This is a genomic window from Curtobacterium sp. MCBA15_012 (assembly GCF_001864935.2).
Lineage (GTDB): Bacteria > Actinomycetota > Actinomycetes > Actinomycetales > Microbacteriaceae > Curtobacterium.
The window spans coordinates 1252757-1274686 of record NZ_CP126267.1 but is presented as its reverse complement, the minus strand read 5'-3'; the positions used below and the strand labels follow the sequence as shown (position 1 = coordinate 1274686).

General features: G+C 72.3%; 20 protein-coding genes. 2 read left to right on the top strand and 18 right to left on the bottom strand.

Features of this window, described 5'->3' with window-relative positions; all coding sequences use genetic code 11:
• Positions 1-67 precede the first annotated feature (67 nt).
• Positions 68-712, top strand: a complete 645-nt coding sequence (gene lexA / locus QOL15_RS05840; protein WP_071245900.1) for a transcriptional repressor LexA — start codon at positions 68-70, stop codon at positions 710-712.
• Positions 713-1086: 374 nt separating this feature from the next.
• On the opposite strand, the gene hflX is transcribed toward lexA, so the two are convergent.
• Complete coding sequence (gene hflX, locus QOL15_RS05835; RefSeq protein ID WP_071245927.1) at positions 1087-2625, bottom strand: GTPase HflX; 1539 nt, start codon at positions 2623-2625, stop codon at positions 1087-1089.
• Positions 2626-2686: 61 nt separating this feature from the next.
• Here hflX and QOL15_RS05830 point away from each other — a divergent pair, with 61 nt between their 5' ends.
• On the top strand, positions 2687-3301 hold the full coding sequence (locus tag QOL15_RS05830) for a class I SAM-dependent methyltransferase (RefSeq protein WP_071245898.1): 615 nt from the start codon (positions 2687-2689) through the stop codon (positions 3299-3301).
• A 72-nt stretch (positions 3302-3373) separates the two neighbouring features.
• Here QOL15_RS05830 and dapF read toward each other — a convergent pair whose 3' ends face one another.
• From dapF to QOL15_RS05745, 17 genes are all read right to left on the bottom strand, one after another.
• Entirely contained in the window at positions 3374-4264 is an 891-nt protein-coding gene (dapF, locus tag QOL15_RS05825) for a diaminopimelate epimerase (RefSeq protein ID WP_065959845.1), read from the bottom strand.
• The gene (gene miaA / locus QOL15_RS05820) at positions 4261-5214 is read right to left on the bottom strand and encodes a tRNA (adenosine(37)-N6)-dimethylallyltransferase MiaA (RefSeq protein ID WP_171898699.1); all 954 of its coding nucleotides are present in this window, start codon (positions 5212-5214) and stop codon (positions 4261-4263) included. Before miaA ends, dapF begins: the two co-directional genes overlap by 4 nt.
• A complete protein-coding gene (gene miaB, locus QOL15_RS05815; protein ID WP_071245896.1) occupies positions 5201-6697 on the bottom strand; it encodes a tRNA (N6-isopentenyl adenosine(37)-C2)-methylthiotransferase MiaB in 1497 nt (498 codons plus the stop codon). Before miaB ends, miaA begins: the two co-directional genes overlap by 14 nt.
• Before the next feature lie 141 nt (positions 6698-6838).
• Positions 6839-7714 carry a regulatory protein RecX gene (locus tag QOL15_RS05810; RefSeq protein ID WP_083393858.1) on the bottom strand — a complete coding sequence of 292 codons (876 nt, stop codon included), beginning with the start codon at positions 7712-7714 and terminating at the stop codon, positions 6839-6841.
• Positions 7711-8772: a recombinase RecA gene (gene recA, locus QOL15_RS05805; protein WP_065959841.1), complete on the bottom strand. Its 1062-nt coding sequence runs from the start codon at positions 8770-8772 to the stop codon at positions 7711-7713. The genes QOL15_RS05810 and recA overlap by 4 nt, the downstream gene beginning before the upstream one ends.
• A gap of 341 nt (positions 8773-9113) precedes the next feature.
• The gene (locus QOL15_RS05800) at positions 9114-9338 is read right to left on the bottom strand and encodes a DUF3046 domain-containing protein (protein WP_065959838.1); all 225 of its coding nucleotides are present in this window, start codon (positions 9336-9338) and stop codon (positions 9114-9116) included.
• 178 nt (positions 9339-9516) lie between these two features.
• Entirely contained in the window at positions 9517-9825 is a 309-nt protein-coding gene (locus tag QOL15_RS05795; RefSeq protein ID WP_058742950.1) for a helix-turn-helix domain-containing protein, read from the bottom strand.
• A 152-nt stretch (positions 9826-9977) separates the two neighbouring features.
• A complete protein-coding gene (locus QOL15_RS05790; protein ID WP_071245925.1) occupies positions 9978-10460 on the bottom strand; it encodes a CinA family protein in 483 nt (160 codons plus the stop codon).
• A 149-nt stretch (positions 10461-10609) separates the two neighbouring features.
• Positions 10610-11248, bottom strand: coding sequence for a CDP-diacylglycerol--glycerol-3-phosphate 3-phosphatidyltransferase (gene pgsA, locus QOL15_RS05785; RefSeq protein WP_071245894.1), 639 nt, complete (start codon positions 11246-11248; stop codon positions 10610-10612).
• Between the two features lie 19 nt (positions 11249-11267).
• The gene (locus tag QOL15_RS05780; RefSeq protein ID WP_071245892.1) at positions 11268-14231 is read right to left on the bottom strand and encodes a DNA translocase FtsK; all 2964 of its coding nucleotides are present in this window, start codon (positions 14229-14231) and stop codon (positions 11268-11270) included.
• Positions 14232-14279: 48 nt separating this feature from the next.
• Positions 14280-15536: an ABC transporter permease gene (locus tag QOL15_RS05775; RefSeq protein WP_071245890.1), complete on the bottom strand. Its 1257-nt coding sequence runs from the start codon at positions 15534-15536 to the stop codon at positions 14280-14282.
• Positions 15533-16282, bottom strand: a complete 750-nt coding sequence (locus QOL15_RS05770; protein WP_071245888.1) for an ABC transporter ATP-binding protein — start codon at positions 16280-16282, stop codon at positions 15533-15535. The genes QOL15_RS05775 and QOL15_RS05770 overlap by 4 nt, the downstream gene beginning before the upstream one ends.
• Positions 16279-17316 (bottom strand): efflux RND transporter periplasmic adaptor subunit, encoded by a 1038-nt coding sequence (locus tag QOL15_RS05765; protein ID WP_071245886.1) that lies wholly within the window; start codon positions 17314-17316, stop codon positions 16279-16281. The genes QOL15_RS05770 and QOL15_RS05765 overlap by 4 nt, the downstream gene beginning before the upstream one ends.
• A 191-nt stretch (positions 17317-17507) precedes the next feature.
• The gene (locus QOL15_RS05760) at positions 17508-19184 is read right to left on the bottom strand and encodes a ribonuclease J (protein ID WP_065959827.1); all 1677 of its coding nucleotides are present in this window, start codon (positions 19182-19184) and stop codon (positions 17508-17510) included.
• Positions 19185-19231: 47 nt separating this feature from the next.
• On the bottom strand, positions 19232-20209 hold the full coding sequence (gene dapA / locus QOL15_RS05755; protein ID WP_065959825.1) for a 4-hydroxy-tetrahydrodipicolinate synthase: 978 nt from the start codon (positions 20207-20209) through the stop codon (positions 19232-19234).
• Positions 20210-20490: 281 nt separating this feature from the next.
• Positions 20491-21033, bottom strand: a complete 543-nt coding sequence (locus QOL15_RS05750) for a dihydrofolate reductase (RefSeq protein WP_083393855.1) — start codon at positions 21031-21033, stop codon at positions 20491-20493.
• Positions 21033-21863, bottom strand: a complete 831-nt coding sequence (locus tag QOL15_RS05745) for a thymidylate synthase (protein ID WP_071245884.1) — start codon at positions 21861-21863, stop codon at positions 21033-21035. The genes QOL15_RS05750 and QOL15_RS05745 overlap by 1 nt, the downstream gene beginning before the upstream one ends.
• Positions 21864-21930 lie beyond the last annotated feature (67 nt).

Sequence of the window (21930 nt, the reverse complement as noted above, 5' to 3'; positions counted from 1 at the left end):
ACGAGTCAAGCGGGGACCACCGACATTCCCGCCGACCGGCTCCGGCACCGACGAAGGGCGAGACGACGTGGCGGACGAACTGCGGAGCCAGAAGCCGCTGACGGCGAAGCAGCAGGCGATCCTCGACGCGATTCGTGCGTCGGTGGCGAACCGGGGCTACCCGCCGAGCATGCGCGAGATCGGCGACGCGGCCGGCCTGTCCTCGCTCTCGAGCGTCTCCCACCAGCTCGGCCAGCTCGAGCTCGGCGGCTGGATCCGCCGCGACCCGAACCGCCCCCGTGCGCTCGAGGTCCTGGTCGACGAGCCCACGCCCGACGTCGACACCCCGGACGTCGACGCGACGACCCTCGTGCCGCTCGTCGGCCGCATCGCCGCCGGTGTGCCGATCACCGCCGAGCAGCACGTCGACGAACTCGTGCCGCTCCCCCGGCAGCTCGTCGGGACCGGTGACCTGTTCATGCTCAAGGTCGTCGGCGAGTCCATGATCGACGCCGCGATCTGCGACGGCGACTGGGTGGTCGTCCGCTCGCAGCAGACCGCGGACAACGGGGACATCGTCGCCGCGATGCTCGACGAGGAAGCGACCGTCAAGGTCTTCCGCCAGCGCGACGGGCACACGTGGTTGCTCCCGCGGAACTCGGCGTTCGAGCCGATCCTCGGCGACGCCGCGACCGTGCTCGGCAAGGTCGTCGCGGTCCTCCGCTCCATCTAGCCGCGTCGCCGCAGGCGATCGCGGTCGCGGACCGCCGTGGGCGGCCGCGGCGGTCTGCGCGCGGCTCGCGGTACCGCCGCACAACGAGAGGCACGTCGCGCCACGTGATCACGTGGTGCGACGTGCCTCTCGTTGTGCGGCGCGCCCGCGTCTCGCGCAACGCGCGTGCGCGACGAGCGGACGCGACGAGCGTGCGGCGCGCAGCGGTGCCGCCCCACAGCGCGGGCGCGGGACGCGCCGCGGTGCAGGCACGGAGCGGCCGCGCCGCGCCGAACCGACGCGACCTGGCCGGCTCGCGTCCGACGCGACGACGGACGGACGGGAGGCGCGGTGCCAGCCGGCACCGCGCCTCCCGTCCGTCCTCTGGTCCGGTCCTAGCCGGCCGCGACCGGCGCGACCACGTAGGGGTCGAGCTCCGCGACCTGGCGCTGGAAGACGCGCACCCGCAGACGTGTGCCGTCCTCGACGTACTCCGTCGACTCGACCGCGCCGGAGTCGTGCAGCGACGACACCAGGTCGCCGCGGTCGTACGGGATCACCACGGTGAGGTCGACGTCCGGTTCGGGCAGTCGCTCCTCGATCGCGGCGAGCAGCTCGGGGACGCCCTCGCCGGTGCGCGCCGAGACGAACACCGCGTCCGGGACGAGCCCGACCAGGACGAGCCGCTGCGACTCGTCGATCAGGTCGGCCTTGTTGAACGCGACCACCTCGGGGATGTCCCGGGCGCCCACGTCGCCGATGACCTCTCGGACCGTCGCGAGCTGGGCCGCGGGGTCAGGGTGCGAGCCGTCGACGACGTGCACGATGACGTCGGCCTGGCCGACCTCCTCGAGCGTGGACCGGAACGCCTCCACCAGCTGGTGCGGCAGGTTGCGCACGAACCCGACGGTGTCGACGAACGTGAACTCGCGGCCCTTCGTGCTCTCGGTCCGGCGGACCGTTGCGTCCAGCGTCGCGAACAGCTGGTTCTGCACCAGCACGCCCGCGCTCGTCAGCCGGTTCAGCAGCGAGGACTTGCCGGCGTTCGTGTAGCCCGCGATCGCGACGCTCGGCACCTCGTTGCGGGCGCGGTCGGCACGCTTGGCCTCACGCGCCGGGGTGAACCCGGCGATCTGCCGACGGAGCTTGGCCATCCGGGTGTGGATCTTCCGGCGGTCGAGCTCCATCTTCGTCTCACCGGGACCACGGGAACCCATGCCCGCACCGCCGGAGACCTGACCACCGGCCTGCCGGGACATCGACTCACCCCAACCGCGCAGACGCGGCAGCAGGTACTGGAGCTGTGCGAGCTCGACCTGCGCCTTGCCCTCGCGGGTGGAGGCGTGCTGGCTGAAGATGTCGAGGATCACGGCCGTGCGGTCGATCACCTTGACCTTCACGACGTCCTCGAGCGCACGACGCTGCGAGGGCGCGAGCTCCGTGTCCGCGATGACCGTGTCGGCGCCGGTGGCCTTGACGACCATCGCGAGCTCGGCGGCCTTGCCCTTCCCCAGGTAGGTCGAGGGGTCGGGCGTGGGTCGTCGCTGCAGCAGCCCGTCGAGCACCACCGCACCGGCCGTCTCGGCCAGCGCCGCGAGCTCACGGAGCGAGTTCTCGGCGTCCTGCGCATCGCCCTGCGGGTACACGCCGATGAGGACGACCTGCTCGAGCCGGAGTTGCCGGTACTCGACCTCGGTGACGTCCTCGAGTTCGGTGGAGAGACCGGCGACCCGGCGCAGGGCGGCCCGGTCCTCACGGTCGTACTGGTCGCCGTCGCCGGTCCAGCCGTGGTCGTCGACCGAGCGCGTCTGGATCGCCTGGGCCGGTGCGAAGATCGCCGAGGAGGCTCGGGAGTCCGCGTTGCGGAGGACCCGCTCGACGACACCCTCGGCGCTGTCGTCGGACCGTCCGTCGTTCATGTTCGTTTCCGTCATCTTCTCCACAGGGTACCGCCGCCACGCCCGGGACACACGGGTGGGCCGGTACGGTTCTTCCATGGCGAACGACCACTACTTCTCCGCGAACCCGTCGTCGGAGGAGCGTCAACGCCAGGTGCACGTCACGCTCGCCGGCCGCGACCTCACCCTGAGCACCGCAGCGGGCGTCTTCAGCCCGGACGGGATCGACCGCGGCACCCGCGTCCTGCTCGGCGCCGTGCCACCGCCCGCGACCGAGGGCGCCCTCCTCGACGTCGGCTGCGGCTGGGGCCCGATCGCGATCACGATGGCGCTCGAGTCCCCGGACGCCCAGGTCTGGGGCGTCGACGTGAACGAGCGCGTGCTCGGACTCGCCCGCGCCAACGCGCAGACCGCGGGGACCGAGAACGTCACCGTCGCCCTCCCCGACGACGTCCCCGCCGACCTCCGCTTCCGCACGATCTGGTCCAACCCGCCCATCCGCGTCGGCAAGGACGAACTGCACACCATCCTCACGACGTGGTTGCCGCGGCTCGAGGTGGGCGGTGACGCCTGGCTCGTCGTGTCGAAGGACCTCGGTGGGGATTCGCTGCAGAAGTGGCTCGCGGACACGCTCGGCGGCGCGTTCGTGGTCAGCCGGGCGTCGACGGCCAAGGGGTTCCGCGTCATCCGGGTGCACCGCACCGCCGAGTAGCGGGCCGCGAGCCGCCCCGCCGCCCGACCGGCGGGATGTCCGATCGTGACCGTCCGGCGGGATGCCCGCCGCTCAGACGGTCAGGTCCCCCGAGAACACCAGCTCCGCCGGCCCCGCGAGCGCCACGTGCTCGCCGTCCTCGGCCGCGAACATCCGCACGGTGACGACGCCACCGGGGACGCGCACGCGCCAGGTGTCCGGCGCGGACGGTCCGGCCCAGTACCGGGTCGCCAGGGCGGCGGCGACCGCCCCGGTCCCGCAGGACAGCGTCTCGCCGCTCCCCCGCTCGTGCACGCGCATGGTGATCTCGCCCACGCCGTCCTTGACGAGCGGGTCGCCGGGCAGGACGAACTCGACGTTCGCCCCGGCTTCCGGTGCGGGGTCGAGGACCGGGATGTAGGTCAGGTCGAGACCGGACAGTTCGTCCTCGGTGGCGACCGCGACGACGACGTGCGGGTTGCCGACGTCGATCCCCAGGCCCGGTCGTGCGCCGTCGAGCTCCCTGGCACGGACCAGCACGTCGTTCGCACCGCCGCCCTCGATGCCGAGCCCCCACCGTCCGAGGTCGGCCGAGAAGCCGTTCGTGGTGCGCTGGACGTCGACGAGCCCCTTCCGGCTGCCGACGGTCAGCGTCTCGCCGGGCGCCAGGTCGACGAGCCCGGACTCGGTGAGGTACCGCGCGAACACCCGGATGCCGTTGCCGCACATCTCCGCGATCGAGCCGTCGGCGTTGTGGTAGTCCATGAACCACGTCGCCTCGGGTGCGACGGCGAGCAGCGGACGGCCCTCGGGCAGCGCCTCGGAGCGGACCGCGCGGATGACGCCGTCGCCGCCGACACCGAACCGGCGGTCGGCGATGGCGCGGACGCGCTCGGGGGTCAGGTCGACCGTCGCGTCGGGGTCGGCGAACAGGACGAAGTCGTTGCCGGTCCCCTGGCCCTTGGTGAAGTGCAGCTCGGTCACGGGACGATCCTACGGGCCGCCTCCTGCAGCCCCGCGACGTCGGCCCCGGTGACGTCGAGCACCTCGGCGTCGGCGTAGCGCTTGAACCAGGACACCTGTCGCCGCGCGTACTTGCGGGTCGCGACTGCGGTCGCCTCGACGGCCTCGTCGACGGTCGCCCGCCCGTGGAGCACGTCGAGCGCCTGCGAGTAGCCGATCGCGGCCCGGGCGGTCCGGCCCTGCTCGAGTCCCCGCGCTCGCAGGCCGGCCACCTCGTCGACGAGCCCCCGGTCGAACATGCGCGCTGCGCGCGCGTGCAGCGACTCGACGAGGGCGGTCCGTTCGCGGTGCAGGTGCAGGACGCGGGCGGGTCGCCAGGCGCGGGGCGCGGACGGGAGGCGCGGGGTCACGACCTCGGACCGGCTCGCGATCTCGAGTGCCCGGATCAACCGCCGCGGGTTGCGCTGGTCGACGTCGGCTGCGGCCGCGGGGTCGAGGGCGCGCAGCCGTTCGACGAGCACGCCCGGTCCGAGCTCGGCGTGCTCGCGCTCGAGCTGTGCGCGCAGCTCGGGGTCCGTGCCCGGGAACGCGAGGTCGAACAGCACCGACGACACGTAGAGCCCGCTGCCGCCGACGAGGAGCGCCACGGACCCCGACGCCGTGATCCGCTCGACGTCGGCGCGGGCCTCCTGCTGGTAGGCCGCGACACTGGCCTCGTCGGTGACGTCGAGCACGTCGAGCTGGTGGTGCGGCACACCCCGCCGTTCCGCGACGTCGAGCTTGGCGGTCCCGATGTCCATGCCGCGGTACAGCTGCATGGCGTCGGCGTTGACGATCTCCGCCGCGCGACCGGACCGCGCGAGCTGCTCGGCGATCGCGAGTGCGAACTCGGACTTCCCGGTCCCCGTCGCGCCGACGACGGCGATCAGGTCGACGGCAGCGGCGTGGGTCGCGGGCTCAGCGTCCGACACGGAGCGTGGGCAGGCCGAGCGAGACGGGACGCGGGCCGTTCGCGGCGGGGGTCGGCGCAGCGGGGACCCCGCAGCTCTCCGCCTGGGCGCGGTCCCATGCGTCGCCGGCGCGTGTGCGGCGGATGCGGAGCGGTGCGTCGCCGTCGGCGATGAGGAAGTGCGGGGCGGCCCGGGTGACCTCGACCGTGACGACGTCGCCCGGACGTGGCACCGCGGAGCCCTGCGGCACCGCGAAGTGCACGAGGCGGGAGTCCTCGGCGCGGCCGGACAGCCGGTGCGTGGCGTCGTCCTTCTTGCCCTCACCGGTGGCGACGAGCACCTCGACCGTGCGGCCGACCTGCTTCGCGTGCTCCTCGGCGGTGATCCGGTCCTGCAGCGCGACGAGTCGCTCGTACCGCTCCTGCACGACGGCCTTCGGCAGTTGCTCGTCCATCGTCGCGGCCGGTGTCCCGGGTCGGATCGAGTACTGGAACGTGAACGCCGAGGCGAACCGGGACTGCTCGACGACGCGGAGGGTGTCCTGGAAGTCCTCCTCGGTCTCGCCGGGGAAGCCCACGATGATGTCGGTCGAGATCGCGGCGTGCGGGATCTTCGCGCGCACCCGGTCGAGGATGCCGAGGAACCGCTCGCTGCGGTAGCTGCGGCGCATCGCCTTGAGCACCCGGTCGGAGCCGGACTGCAGGGGCATGTGCAGCTGCGGCATCACGTTCGGCGTCTCGGCCATGGCGTCGATCACGTCGTCGGTGAAGGCGGCCGGGTGCGGGCTCGTGAACCGCACGCGCTCCAGGCCCTCGATCGCACCGGCCGCTCGCAGCAGCTTGCCGAAGGCCTGGCGGTCGCCGAACTCGACGCCGTACGAGTTGACGTTCTGCCCGAGGAGCGTGACCTCGATCGCGCCGTCGTCGACGAGCGCCTGGATCTCGGCGAGGACGTCACCGGGCCGGCGGTCCTTCTCCTTGCCGCGCAGGGACGGCACGATGCAGAACGTGCAGGTGTTGTTGCAGCCGACCGAGATCGACACCCAGCCGCTGTGCGTCGAGTCGCGCTTCGTCGGCAGGGTCGAGGGGAACACGTCGAGCGCCTCGAGGATCTCGATCTGCGCCTCGTCGTTGTGCCGCGCACGCTCGAGCAGCGTCGGCAGGGATCCCATGTTGTGCGTCCCGAAGACGACGTCCACCCAGGGCGCCTTCTCGAGGATGACGTTCTTGTCCTTCTGCGCCAGGCACCCGCCGACGGCGATCTGCATGCCGGGGTGCTCCCGCTTGATGCCCGCGAGCTGCCCGAGGTTGCCGTAGAGTCGGTTGTCCGCGTTCTCGCGCACCGCGCAGGTGTTGATGACGACGACGTCGGCCTGCTCACCGTCCGCCGCGACGTACCCGGCGGCCTGGAGCGAACCACTGAGCCGCTCCGAGTCGTGCACGTTCATCTGGCACCCGTAGGTGCGGACTTCGTAGGTGCGCGTGGGCGCTGCGACGGTGGCCATGATCGTCCCAGTGTAGGTCTGACGGCGCGGCCGCCGGGCCCGGTCCGAGGCGCTCAGGCACACCCCGTCCGGCCGTCGGGGCGCATGCACCGGGATGCAGCGGCGCGCCCCGCCGGCCACCCCTCGGACCGCCCCGCGCCGCTACTCGAAGCGGACCGCGCCGCCACCCGGCGAGGGGCGCCGAGGCCCGCCGTCGAGCGCCCGGGCCACCGCGACCCGCACCACGCCCGAGCCGTAGCCCTTGCGCATGAGGAAGCCGCTCAGTCGTCGTTCCGCGGTCGCCCGGTCGAGTCCGCGCATCTGCCCGGCGCGCTTCTCGGCGAGCTCGATCGCGCGGACGAACTCGTCGTCCGCGTCGTCGGCAGCGGCGTCGAGCGCGGCTTCGATCGCCGCCTGGTCGATGCCCCGTCGGCGGAGTTCCGCGACGACGCCCTGCCGGCCGAGGCCCTTGCGGTCGTGCAGGCGGTCCACGAGGTCGGTCGCGAGGGCGACGTCGTCGAGCAGACCGACGCGCGTCAGGCGTGCCACCTCGTGTTCGACGACGTCGGGGTCGAGGTCCTGCTTGGTCAGCACCTGACGCATCTCGGACTCGCTGACGCCCTTGCGACCCAGCGCGCGCATGCTCAGTCGCTCGGCGTCCGCGCGCTGTTCCTCGATCGGTCGCGGCGCATCCGCCGGGTCGAGCGCTTCGCCGGAGTGGATGGCGAAGACCGACGCGCCGGCCGCGTCCGCGGTGTCGCTGTCGTAGCCGTCGAGCTCGGCACGGGCGCTGCGCCCGGTGCCGTCACCGACGACCGGGGACAGCCACTCGGCCGGAGCGGGAGCGCCGTCCTCGCCACGGTCGTCCGCCCAGGAGTCCTGTGCGGCGACCGACAGTCCGTCATCGACGCCCGCTGCACCCCCGGCGGCACCTGCTCCCGCGGTGTCGTCCGTGCGAGGGCGACCACGGCGGGACCGCGCACCGAACAGGTCGGTGACCGGTGCGAGACCCTCGCCGTGGTCGTGCTCGTCCGTCACGCGCCCTTGCGCTCCGCGATCTTCGGCGCGATCGGCTCGACCTTCGCGTCCGTCTCCTTCGCCCCACCGACGCCGAGCTTCACGAGGATCTTGCCCTCGATGTCAGCGGCGATGTCCGGGTTCTGGATGAGGAACGAGCGCGAGTTCTCCTTGCCCTGCCCGAGCTGGTCGCCGTCGTACGTGTACCAGGCGCCCGACTTCTTCACGATGCCGTGGTCGACGCCGAAGTCGAGCAGCGAGCCCTCGCGGGAGATGCCGGTGCCGTACAGGATGTCGAACTCGGCCTGCTTGAAGGGCGGGGCCATCTTGTTCTTGACGACCTTGACGCGCGTGCGGTTGCCGACGGCGTCGGTGCCGCTCTTCAGCGTCTCGATGCGACGGATGTCGAGGCGCACCGAGGCGTAGAACTTCAGCGCCTTGCCGCCCGCGGTGGTCTCGGGGCTGCCGAAGAACACACCGATCTTCTCGCGCAGCTGGTTGATGAAGATCATTGTGGTCTGGGTCTGGTTCAGGCCACCCGCGAGCTTGCGGAGCGCCTGCGACATGAGTCGCGCCTGCAGACCGACGTGCGAGTCACCCATCTCGCCCTCGATCTCGGCGCGGGGCACGAGCGCCGCGACGGAGTCGACGACGATGAGGTCGATCGAGCCCGAGCGGACGAGCATGTCCGCGATCTCGAGCGCCTGCTCACCGGTGTCGGGCTGCGACACGAGGAGTGCGTCGATGTCGACGCCGAGCTTCTTGGCGTACTCGGGGTCGAGCGCGTGCTCGGCGTCGATGAAGGCTGCGATGCCCCCGGCCCGCTGGGCGTTCGCGATGGCGTGCAGCGTCAGCGTCGTCTTGCCGGAGGACTCCGGGCCGTAGATCTCGATGATGCGGCCGCGGGGCAGGCCGCCGATGCCGAGTGCGACGTCCAGGGCGACGGACCCGGTGGGGATGGTGGCGACGGGTGCCCGGTCGTCCGAGCCGAGGCGCATGACCGTGCCCTTGCCGAACTGCCTGTCGATCTGTGCGAGTGCGGTCTCCAGGGCCTTCTCGCGGTCTGCCGGTGATGGCATGGGGTGCTCCTTCGTGCTCGATGTCGGCCGCCTGTAGGCTGTCGCGTCCACCCCGGCCGGTGGTGCAGGGCCGGTGCTGTGCGACAAGGCTTCGGGCTGTTCCCGATGACTCGAACCTAGGGCGGGCCACCGACATCACTGCCGACGACCGCGGGTCCTGTGGACGAGCTTCTGGAACAGCGCCGTTGTGGAGGAACGTAGCACCGATCGAACACGCGTTCGAGCAACACGCCGAACACACGTTCGGGCGCGGCGCCCCGCGACGAGCCCGGCACCGGAGCACCGATGCCCGCGAGCGAGCCCCCGCCCGCGTCCGCCAGCGAGCCCGCGCCCGCGCCCGGTCAGTCGTGCGGCTCGGCGAGCCCCTTGCCGTGCCGCTTGTCGAGCGGGACGTCCTGCGACTCGCAGAGGGCGTCCCAGACCCGTCGGGTGTCGACCCCGGCGTCCAGGGCCTCGGCTGCCGACCGGCCGCCGAGCTCCTCGAGCACGACGTCCCGGGTGACGACGGCACCGTAGGCCGCACCGAACACCTGGTCGACGGCCCGCCAGAACTCACTCACCCGCATCCGTCCAGCGTACCGAGGTCGCAGCCACGCCTCCCCCACTCCCGGGAGCGCACCGGCACCGCCGGGAGCGCACCAGCACCGCCGGGAGCACGACCTGCCACGGCCGCACGCACACCCCCGGACGCACGAACGCCCCCGCCGTGGTCGGCAGGGGCGTCACGTGTCGTGGCGGGACGGGTCAGCGCACCGCGAGGTCGTTGTCGAACTCGGCGACGAGGTCATCGGGCAGCGTGTCGGGGACCGGGGTGAGTCCCTCGACGACGGCGAGACGGTCTCCGACCTCTCGCATGATGGTCGAGATGGGGGTGTCGAGTGCGTCGGCCACCGAGGCGAGGATCTCGGAGCTGGCTTCCTTCTGCCCACGCTCCACCTCGCTCAGGTAACCGAGCGCGACGCTGGCCTTGGACGCGACCTGACGGAGGGTCCGGCCCTTCTGCAAGCGGAAGTCCCGAAGCACGTCGCCGATCTCCTGACGAACGAGAACCATGTGGACTCCTCCTTCCTGTCGTCTCCGCGCCCGCCTGGTCCGGGTGACCGGGGTCGGGTTGCAACAGTGACGTTGCCGATCGCAGCATGCTAGCGACGCTGCCTGCCGTCCTGCTGGAGATTGCGTGGGATGTAACCCAGCGGTAACGAGGCCTATTCCCCCTCGTGCACCGTCGCCGACATCCGTGTCAGGAGTTCGGAGACGGTCGCGTCCCGGATTGCCCCGCGGTCGCCGTCGAGGTGCAGTTCGACCGCCCGGGCCCCGTCGGCCGACGCGATGCCGACGAAGACGGTGCCGACGGGCTTGCCGTCCTGCGGGTCCGGACCGGCGACACCCGTCGTGCTGATCCCCCACGTCGCGGGCTCGCCGTCGACCGCCAGCGCGGTGCGGACGCCGCTCGCCATCTGCCGTGCGACCTCCGGGTCCACGGCGCCGTTCGCCGCGAGGAGCGCTGCATCGACCCCGAGCACGGTGTGCTTCACGGGCGTCGCGTACGCCACGACCCCACCGCGGACGACGGCGCTCGCACCGGGGACCCCGACGAGCGTCGCGACGACCAGGCCCCCGGTCAGGGACTCGGCGACCGCGACGGTCTCGCCGCGTTCGGTGAGCGCCGCGACGAGTGCCCGGGCCACCCCGACGGTCGCGTCCGGCCGGGCGGTCGGCTCCGCCTGGCCGGTCGGCTCCGACTGGTCGGGCACGTCCGGCACGTGGTCGCCGGACGACGGGCCGGGAGGCGCGACCCGCGTCGCCGGGGCGTCGTGCGCCCCCGGGTCGGTCGCCATCAGGACGTGGTCCGGTTGTGCTTCCAGGCCTGCCACAGGTAGTCCACACCGCTCAGGACGGTCGCCGCGAGGGCCGCGGTCATGAGGATGCCGTTCACCCAGTGCGCGAGGTCGCCGACGAGGTTCCACCACGGGAACAGCGCCAGGGTGATCGCGACGGCTTGCAGCACGGTCTTCACCTTGCCGCCGCGGCTCGCCGGGATGACGCGGTCGGACAGCACCGCGAACCGGAACACCGTGATGCCGATCTCGCGGACCATGATGAGCACCGTCACGATCCAGGGCAGCTCGCCCAGGATCGACAGCGCCACGAGCGCGCCGCCGATGAGCACCTTGTCGGCGATCGGGTCGACGAGCTTGCCGAAGTCGGTGACGAGGTCCTGTCGGCGGGCGATGATCCCGTCGGCGCTGTCCGTGACGATCGCCACGACGAACACGACGGCCGCCCAGATGCGCAGCGACGTGTCCTGCCCGTCGTCGGTCAGCAGCATGACGAAGAACAGCGGCGCCATGAGGATGCGCACGACGGTGATGACGTTCGCCACGTTCGCGGTCGACGCCGGCCCCGGGCCCTTGCGCAGCACGCGGCCCCGCCAGGGGAACCGTGCCGCGCTGCGGCTGCTGCCCGTCCCGCTCATCGCACCCGTCCCTCGTCCGTCAGTCACGACCCGTCAACCCCCACGCGTCCTCGTCCGGCCCCTCGTCCTCCTCAGGGTACCCACGGGTCATGTCCGCCACCGGGTCGGCCCCGTAGCGGTCGTCGTCACCGTCGGACGACACCGCACCGCCCGCCGCACCCGCGGCGCCACCGATGCCGTCGGACGCCGCACCGACGGCAGGAGCGGCAGCGGCAGCGGCCGGCGGGTCCTCGCCGCGCAGCTTCGCCAGCACACCGGGGAGCTGGTCCGGGGTGACGAGGACGTCGCGCGCCTTCGACCCCTCGGACGGCCCGACGATGTCCCGGGACTCCATGAGGTCCATGAGCCGTCCGGCCTTCGCGAACCCGACGCGGAGCTTGCGCTGCAGCATCGACGTCGAGCCGAACTGCGTCGACACGACCTGCTCGACGGCCGCGAGCAGGAGCTCGAGGTCGTCGCCGATGTCGGCGTCGATCTCCTTGCGCTCGACCACGGCCTGGACGTCCTGGCGGTACTCGGGGCGGGCCTGCCGGGTGACGTGCGCGACGACCTCGGCGACCTCGCTCTCCTGCACCCAGGCGCCCTGCACGCGCACGGCCTTCGAGGACCCCATCGGCAGGAACAGCGCGTCGCCCTGCCCGATGAGCTTGTCGGCTCCCGGCTGGTCGAGGATGACGCGCGAGTCGGTGACGCTCGTCACCGCGAACGCGATGCGCGACGGCACGTTGGCCTTGATGAGACCGGTGATGACGTCGACCGACGGACGCTGCGTCGCGAGCACGAGGTGGATGCCGGCCGCACGTGCCAGCTGCGTGATGCGGACGATCGACTCCTCGACGTCACGCGGCGCGACGAGCATGAGGTCCGCGAGCTCGTCGACGACGACGAGCAGGTACGGGTACGGCTTGAGCTTCCGCTCGCTCCCCGCGGGCAGGATGATCTCGTCGTTCTGCACGGCCTTGTTGAAGTCGTCGACGTGACGGAACCCGAACGACGCGAGGTCGTCGTACCGCATGTCCATCTCCTTCACGACCCACTGCAGCGCCTCGGCCGCCTTCTTCGGGTTCGTGATGATGGGCGTGATGAGGTGCGGGACACCGGCGTAGATCGAGAGCTCGACGCGCTTCGGGTCCACCAGGACCATCCGGACCTCGGACGGCTTCGCGCGCATGAGCAGCGAGGTGATCATCGAGTTGATGAACACCGACTTGCCGGAGCCGGTCGAACCCGCGACGAGCATGTGCGGCATCTTCGCGAGGTTCGCCACGACGAAGCCGCCCTCGACGTCCTTGCCGACGCCGATGGTCATCGGGTGCTTCGACTTGGTCGCCGCGTTCGAACGCAGGACGTCGCCGAGCGAGACGACCTCGCGGTCGGTGTTCGGGATCTCGACGCCGATGGCGCTCTTACCCGGGATCGGCGACAGGATCCGGACCTCGTTCGACGCGACCGCGTACGACAGGTTCTTCGACAGCGCCGTGACGCGCTCGACCTTCACACCCGGGCCGAGCTCGATCTCGTAGCGCGTGACCGTCGGGCCGCGCGAGAAGCCGGTGACCTTCGCGTCGACCTTGAACTCGGTGAGCACGCCGGTGATCGCGGCGACGATGTCGTCGTTCGCCTGGCTGCGGGCGACCGAGGGCGTGCCGGCGCTCAGGGTCGTCGCGGCGGGCAGGCGGTACGGCGCGGCGGGGTCCTCGTCGGCGTCCGTCGCGGCGAGCGGTCCCGCGTCGTCGGGCTCGGGCGCCGAGGCCGACACGACCGGCGAGACACCCGCGTCGGGACGGACGACGGGTGGGGCGGGCCGCTCGGGCACGGCGACCCCGGAGTTGCGCAGCGCCTGTTCGGCGACGTCGAGGTCGTGCTCGACGTCCTGCTCGACCGAGTCGTTGAGGTTGACCGAGGCGGGCACGGCCGGGGTGTGGTCGACGAGACCGGCGGCGGCTCCGCCGTTCGGCGAGACCGCGGGCGCGGCGACCGTCGGCGGCACGGGCGGTGCCTGCTGCGTCGCGGCGGCCGGCAGCACGGGGCTGTCGTACGCCGGGTCTTCCTCGCGGCCGGACTTGTTCCGCCGCCACCAGGGCACGGTGCTGCCCTCGGCGTCGGCCGCCTCGGGGTCGCCCTGCTCGTCGAACCCGAGGTCGTCGAACAGCTGGAGCTCGGGTCCGTCCTGCTTCGTCCGACGCGACCCCTTGGTGCGCGGCGTCGGCTGCGCCGGGGCGGCCGGCTCGTCGACGTCCTCGGTGTCCGCGGGCGCCGGGGCGCCGAACAGGTACGCGTAGAGCTCGTGCAGCCGTCGGCCGGTCTTGTTCGGGGGCGTCTTGGTGATGATGAAGAGCGAGAGCACGAGGAGCACCACGGCGACCGGGACCGCGACCCACACGGTGGCCACCGCCACGAGCCAGCTGATCACGACCCAGCCGAGGACACCACCGGCGGACGCGAGCGCGACCATGCCGTCGGCCGCGCTCGGCTGCCCGCCGAACACGTGGCAGAGCGAGGCGATGGACACCAGGAGCAGCCCGAGGCCGATCCCGATCCGGGTGTTGTCGTGCACCGAGGCGGGGTGCCGGAAGAGCCACCCCGCGAAGACGATCATGATGACCGGGAGCGCGAACGCCAGACGGCCGAAGATCCCGCCGAACGTGTACGCGTCGAGGGCGATCGACACCGGGTTCGTCGGGTTGAGCCACTCGACGACGCCACCGGCGAGCGCGAGCACGAACAGCAGGAACGGGAAGCCGTCGCGCCGCTCGTCGGCGGCCAGGGACTCCTTGCCGAGCAGGCGGAACAGCGCGCCGACGCCGTGCGCCATGCCGAGCCACGCCGTGACGAGCGGGTTCTGCTCGCGGAACACCGGTGTCGGGGTGGCCTGCGGCAGCTTCTTCGTGGTCGCCTGCGTGCGCGACGTCCCGCGCGACCCGCTCCCGCGGGACGACGTGGACGCGCGCGAGCGCGTGGTCGACTTGGTGCCTCCGGCCATGGCGTCGACCCTAATCCCCGGCCGGGACATTCCGTGGATGCCCCGCCATCAGTACCGGATCGCGTCGATCACCTTGACCCGGACCGCGACGAGCGCCGGCAGGAAGCCGGCGAGCGCCCCGACGAGCACCGCCGAACCGACCCCGACGAGCGCCGCCTCGACGGGGAACGGTGCCCCGCCGATCTCGACACCGTCGGTGATGAGCCCGCGCACGGTGTCGTTGCCGAGCACCGCGGCGCCGACCATGACGCCGATCCCGCCGGCGACGAGGGTTCCCAGCACGTTCTCGAGCAGCACCGCGACGAAGATGCGGCCCGCGGTCGCGCCGACCCCGCGCCGGATGCCGATCTCGCGGATGCGCTGTCGCACGCTGACGAGCGAGACGTTGAGGAGCCCGAGGCCGCCGAGCACCAGGACCAGGACGGCGGTGCCCGCGATCACCCAGCGGAGCGCACCGAGCGGGTCGCCGCCCACCGAGCCACCGGCGTCCGAGCGCGAGGGCTCGACCGTCCACCCGGGGCCGAGCGCGCGCTCCGCGTCGGACGCCATGCGCTTCGCGACCGCCTTGCCGTCGGCCTCCGGGACCCAGACCTCGAAGGCGCGCTGGGTCCCGAGGTCGGGGGACGCCGTCGCGTTCGCGGTGGCGACGGAGTTCGCGAGCTGGAACATCGTGGGGTCGGTGTCGTACTCCGACGTGACGACGGACCCGATCACCACCGCGGTGACGGCCGGGCTCCCGGGGAGCCGGACGGTCGGGTGGGTGCTGATGTCGGGGTTCCCGATGCGGTCGAGGAACGCCTGGTTCACGACGATCGCAGGGGCGAGTCGGTCCCGGTCCGCCTCGGTGAACCACTCCCCCGCGCCGAGGCGCACCCGGTGCATCTCGGCGTAGGCGGGGTCGACCGTCGTGCCGGACACCGAGGCGACGCCGTCGGGGAACTGCACGTCGCGCTGCAGGTAGGTCGCCTCGGTGACGTACCGCACGCGGTAGCGCTCGGCCCCGGCCCGGAGCTCCCGGTCGAGTGCGGCGGCGTCCGCGACGGCCGCGGGACCGGTCCCGGTCCCGGTCCCGGACGAGGCCGGGGAGGTCCCGCTGAAGGTCCAGGTCGCCGCCCGGCCGCCGTACTGCTCGCTGTAGGCGGCGGTGACGCGCTCCGCGAGCGAGCCGAACCCGACGACGACCGCGAGCGAGGCGACCGCGATGGTGACGCCGACCAGGCTGAGGACGACGCGTCCCCGGTGGACGCGGAGCTCCTGCCAAGACTCGACGAACGTCCCGACCACGGTGGTGAGCAGCCGGTTCACGCGACGACCCCCGCACCGGCGACGCGCACGTCCTCGGTGGGACCCGCGCCGCCCCCGTCCGGGACCGGCCCGTCCACGACCACCCCGTGGTCGATCGTGTGCACCACGTCCGCCCGTGCGGCCACCGCGGGGTCGTGCGTGATCGTGACGAGCGCCGCTCCGGTCTCCGACGCCACCGTCTCGAGCAGCTCCATCACGACGCGTCCGGTGTCGACGTCGAGCGCGCCGGTCGGCTCGTCGGCCAGGATCAGCCGGGGCCCGCGCACGAGCGCCCGGGCGATCGCGACCCGCTGCTGCTCACCGCCGGACAACCGGTGCGGCTGGGTGTCGGCCTTGTCGGCGAGCCCGACGCGGTCGAGCATCTCGAGGGCGGCACGGCGGCGCGTCCAAAAGGTACGCCCGCTCGCGTACAGCAACGGGACCTCGACGTTCTCGACCGCGGTCCGGCCCTGCAGCAGGTTGAACTGCTGGAACACGAAGCCGACGTCGGCGCCCCGGATGCCGTCGCGGCGCACCGAACCGGCACGCCCGACGTCGCGTCCGTCGAACTCGTGCAGCCCGTCGGTCGGGGTGTCGAGCAGCCCCAGGACGTTGAGCAGCGTGGACTTCCCCGAGCCGGAGCGACCGACGATCGCGACGCGGCTGTCCGCCTCGACGTCGAGGTCGACCCCGCGCAGGATCTCCAGCGTCGACCCGTCGGGCAGCGGGACGGACTTCCGGAGCCCGCGCACGTGGACGAGGCTCATCCGCCCGTCACCGTCCCGCCCTCGGTCGCGTCGTCCTCGGGCTGCTCCTGCTTGCCCGGCACGAACTGCAGCACGGTGTCGCCCTCGGCCACGCCGGCGCGCACCTCGACGGTCTCGCCGTCGTTCAGGCCGAGCTGTACGGTGCGCTCGCTGCGCTTCCCCTCGTCGTCGACGACCGTCACGACGCCCTGCTGCGCGGTGCCCTGCACGGCCGTGGTGGGCAGGGTCAGCACGCCCTTCGCCGAACCCGCCGCGACGGCGACCTTCACCTCGAGCCCGGGGAACACCGTGACGTCGCCCGGGACGTCGCACTGCAGCTGCGTGCCGCCGGAGGTCCCGGCGCCGCCCCCGGTGCCGGTGCCCGCGCCCTGGTCGCCCGACTGCGACCCGCCCGCGGCGGACCCGGGTGAGCCGGCGTCCTGGCCGGCGCTCGTCAACGTGAGGTTCGTGCAGGTGAACGGGGCCGGGCCGTCGGTGACCGTGACCGTCGCCTCGGACGGGCGCGCGGTCAGACGGTACAGCTGCGCCGCGGCGAGCGTCGCGGACACCCGGTAGGCGTCCGGGGCGACCCGCGCCACGGTGTCACCGATCGCGACGGGCTGCTTCGCCACGAGGTCGAGGCCGGACACCTTCCCGGCCGCGGGTGCGACGACGGTGGCGAACGTCACCTTGGGCGGCAGCGCGGAGCCGTCCTCGGCGGTCGCGGTGGACGGCGTCTCGACGCGCAGGTCGAGGATCGGCGTGCCCTGCTGCACGGCGGTGCCGTTCGCGACGAACACCCGGTTGACGGTGCCCTCGGCCGTGGCGCGCACCGCGGTCGACGGGACGGACTCGACGGTCCCGGTCGCCTCGACGTCGTTGACGACGTCGCCGGTGGTCACCGCGACCGTCGGGTCCTCGAGCTGCGCGGTCGGCGTGGTCTCCTCGCCGTCGGGCTGGGCCGCGAAGAACGCGAGGCGGACGAGGGCCACCGCGATGGCGGCGAACACGAGGAACTTCAGGCCGGGCCACACCCAGCGTCGCAGGACGGTCACCTCTGGACGGTATTGGCTGACATACCGAGGGAGCATCATCCTGTGGGATGAACCAGGTTGGCCTGTGGGACGGGACCGCCGTCGGCCGACGGACCACGGACGGTGGACGGCCAGGAGGCGCGGTGCACGTTCCTGACGGAGGTGCACCGCGCCTCCTGGCCGGCAATGCGGCGCGCAGCGCGCCGTGCGCGCTACGCCTCGATGACCACCGGGACGATCATCGGGCGCCGACGGTGCTTCGTGTTCACCCAGCGGCCGACGGTGCGCCGGACGACCTGGCTGAAGGCGTGCGCGTCGCGCGTGCCGTTCGCCGCCGCCTCGGCGATGGCCTTGGTGATCTGCGGGCGGACGCTGTCGAAGACCGAGTCGTCCTCGGCGAAACCGCGCGACTGGATCTCCGGCCCGACCACGCACTGGCCCGTGGTGAAGTCGACGGCGCAGAAGACCGAGATGAACCCCTCCTCCGCGAGGACCCGGCGGTCCTTGAGGTCGGCGTCGGTGATCTCGCCCACGGTCGACCCGTCGACGTAGACGTAGCCGATGTCGAGCTGGCCGGCCACCGTGACGGCGCCGTCCTTGAGGTCGACGACGATGCCGTCCTGCCCGAGGATCACGTTGCGCGGCGGGACACCGGTCTGGATCGCCAGGTCGGCGTTCGCGTACAGGTGGCGGTGCTCGCCGTGCACGGGGAGGACGTTCTTCGGGCGGAGGATGTTGTAGCAGTAGAGCAGCTCGCCAGCCGATGCGTGGCCCGAGACGTGCACCTTCGCGTTGCCCTTGTGGACGACCTTCGCGCCGAGCTTCGTCAGCCCGTCGATGACGCGGTAGACGGCGTTCTCGTTGCCCGGGATGAGGCTCGACGCGAGGATGACGGTGTCGCCCTCGCCGATCTCGATCTGGTGCTCGAGGTTCGCCATGCGCGCGAGGACAGCCATCGGTTCGCCCTGCGAGCCGGTCGACATGTAGACGACCTGGTCGTCGGGGACGTTCTTGGCCTTCTTCGTGTCGATCAGCACGTCCTCCGGCACCCGCAGGTACCCGAGCTCGGCGGCGATCGTCATGTTGCGGATCATCGAGCGGCCCATGAACGCGACCTTGCGGTTCGCGGCCGCGGCGGCGTCGAGGACCTGCTGCACGCGGTGCACGTGCGACGAGAAGCTCGCGACGACGACCTTCTTGCGGGCCTTCGAGATGATGCTCTCGAGGACCGGGCCGATGTCGCGCTCCGGGGCGGTGAAGCCCGGGACGTCGGCGTTGGTCGAGTCGGGCAGGAACAGGTCGACGCCCTGCTCGCCGAGGCGCGCGAAGGCACGGAGGTCCGTGATCCGGTCGTCGAGCGGCAGCTGGTCCATCTTGAAGTCACCCGTGTGCAGCACGCGCCCCGCGGGGGTCGTGATCGCGACGGCGAGTGCGTCCGGGATGGAGTGGTTCACGGCGACGAACTCGAGGTGGAACGGGCCGAGCTGCTCGGTCTGGTCCTCGGCCACGACGAGCGTGTACGGCTTGATCCGGTGTTCCTTGAGCTTCGCCTCGACGAGCGCGAGGGTCAGCGTCGAGCCGATCAGCGGGATGTCGCCCTTGAGCTTGAGCAGGTACGGCACCGCGCCGATGTGGTCCTCGTGCCCGTGGGTGAGCACGACGCCGAGGACGTCGTCGAGGCGGTCCCGGATGAGCGAGAAGTCCGGGAGGATGAGGTCGACACCGGGCTGGTGCTCCTCGGGGAACAGCACGCCGGCGTCGACGACGAGGAGCTTGCCCTCGAACTCGTAGACGGTCATGTTGCGACCGATCTCGCCGAGACCCCCGACGGGGATCACGCGGAGGGTTCCGGGTTCGAGCGGCTGCGGTGTGGAGATCTGGGTGGGCATTCGGTCCTGACTGTCGTGCGACGCGCCACCAGCGCGCCGCGGTCTTCCTAACGTGTGGTGCCTGGCACCTTCGGCAGTGCGCCGCCCGCCGCTGCGTTGCGGTCCGGACGGAAGTTCGAGAAGTCGGCGCCGGGGACGTCCCGGACCGCTTCGAGCGAGGTCTCGATGGCGTACGCCTCGCTGTCCTCGGGGCCGACGAGCGGCAACCGCACGCGCGGGCTGCCGATCCGGCCGAGCCCGTGCAGCACGTACTTCGCGGCGACGGTCCCGGGGACGTGGGTCATGATCGCACGGACGAGGGGTTCGACGCGCTTGTGCTCGGCGGTCGCGGTCGCCAGGTCGCCGCGGTTCACGGCGTCGACGATGGTGCGGTACGGCGTGCTCGTGATGTTCGCGGTGACGCCGATGAGCCCCGTGGCACCGATCGACAGGTGCGGGAGGACGTTCGTGTCGTCGCCCGAGAAGTACATGAGGTCGGTGTTGTTGAGCACGCGCGAGACCTCGGCGAAGTCGCCCTTGGCGTCCTTCACGGCGAGGATGTTCGGGTGCTTCGACGCGCGCACGATGGTCTCGTACGTGATCGGGATGCCGGTGCGTCCGGGGATGTCGTACAGGATCACCGGCAGGTCGGTGGCGTCCGCGATCATCCGGAAGTGCGTGAGCACGCCGGCCTGCGTCGGCTTGTTGTAGTACGGCGTGACGATCATGACGCCGTCCGCGCCGGCCCGCTCGCTCTGCTTGTACAGGTGGATCGCATGCGCGGTCTCGTTCGAGCCACCGCCCGTGATGATCTTCGCGCGGCCCGCGGCGACGGACTTGCCGACCTCGACCAGGCGGAGCTTCTCCGGGTCGGTCAGGGTGCTCGTCTCGCCGGTGGTGCCGGTCACGACGATGCCGTCGGCGCCGGCGGTGATGCAGTCGTCGATGTGCTGCTCGACGCCGGGCCAGTCGACCTCGCCGTCGGCCGTGAACGGCGTCACGAGGGCGACGAGGACCTGACCGAAGGGATTCTCACGCTGGGACACGCCGACCAGCGTACCGGCCCGGTGCGTCCGCTCCGCAGTCCGCCCGGACGGTCCAGGCCGGGAGGCGCGTGGTCACGCCCGGACGGTCCAGGCCGGGAGGCGCGTGGTCGCGCCCGGACGGTCCAGGCCGGGAGGCGCGTGGTCACGCCCGGTGCTCGGCTCGCGACCGGGACTGGCGCCGTGCACAACCGGAAGCACGTCGCGCCGCGGGATCGCGTGGTGCGACGTGCTTCCGGTTGTGCGCGAGCACGTCGCGCCGCGACCGCGGCGTGCATCGGGCCCTAGGCGCGGCGCCACTCCCGGAAGCGGTAGCGGGTGCCGTCCACGCGGGACTCCTGCCACGGCCCGTCCTCGACGAGCGTCCACCCGTCGCCGAGGTCGGGCGCCCGGGTGTCGCCCGGCACCTCGAGGTCGACGATCGTCTCGGACACCCGGTCGGCGAACGGCACGGCGTCGGCGTACACCGCTCCCCCGCCGATCACCCACACGGGCTCGTCGGTGTCGAGCGCGGTCGCCAGGTCGTGGACGACCTCCGCGCCGGGGGCCGACCAGGTCGCGTCCCGGGTGAGCACGACGTTGCGGCGTCCGGGCAGCGGCCGGAACCGCGGCGGCAGCGAGTCCCAGGTGCGGCGCCCCATGACGACGACGCCGTCGCCGGTGACCCGCCGGAAGTGCGCGAGGTCCTCGGGCAGGTGCCACGGGATCCCGCCGTCGGCGCCGATCACGCCGGCGGCCGTGCGTGCCCAGACGAGCCCGACGCCGCGCGCCGGCTCGGTCCACGTCGGGTCGGTCCGCACGGGGTCGGTCGAGGGGGCCTCCGGCATCAGACCGCGACCGCGGCCGAGATCGCCGGGTGGTGCTCGTACCCGACGACCGTGATGTCCTCGTAGACGTAGTCGTCGATCGAGTCGCGCGGCGCGAGCTCGAGCCGGGGCATCGGGTACGCGGTCCGGGTGAGCTGCTCGCGGACCTGCTCGACGTGGTTGTCGTACACGTGGCAGTCGCCGCCGGTCCAGACGAAGTCGCCGACCTCGAGCCCGGTCTGCGCCGCGACCATGTGGGTCAGCAGCGCGTACGAGGCGATGTTGAACGGGACGCCGAGGAACATGTCCGCGCTCCGCTGGTACAGCTGGCACGAGAGCCTGCCGTCGTTGACGGAGAACTGGAAGAACGCGTGGCACGGGGCGAGCGCCATGTCCGGCACGTCGGCGACGTTCCACGCCGAGACGATGAGCCGTCGGCTGTCCGGGTTCGTGCGGATCTGCTCGATGACCTGGGCGATCTGGTCGACGTGCTCCCCGGACGGCGTCGGCCACGAGCGCCACTGCACGCCGTACACCGGGCCGAGGTCACCGTCCTCACCCGCCCACTCGTTCCAGATCCGGACGCCGTGCTCCTGCAGCCAGCGGGCGTTCCCGTCGCCGCGCAGGAACCAGAGCAGTTCGTACGCGACCGACTTGAAGTGCACCCGCTTCGTGCTGACCAGGGGGAAGCCCTGCGACAGGTCGTACCGCAGCTGCGCGCCGAACAGGCTGCGCGTGCCGGTCCCGGTGCGGTCGCCCTTCGGCGCGCCCTCCTCGAGCACCCGGCGCAACAGGTCCTCGTACGGGGTCGGGACGGTGGGGTCGGGCTGCACGGTCACGCTGTCGGTCACGCCAGCAGCCTAGACGCGCTCCGCCGCCACGGCGAGCCGAGCGCGGGACGCGCGCCGCCGCCACGGC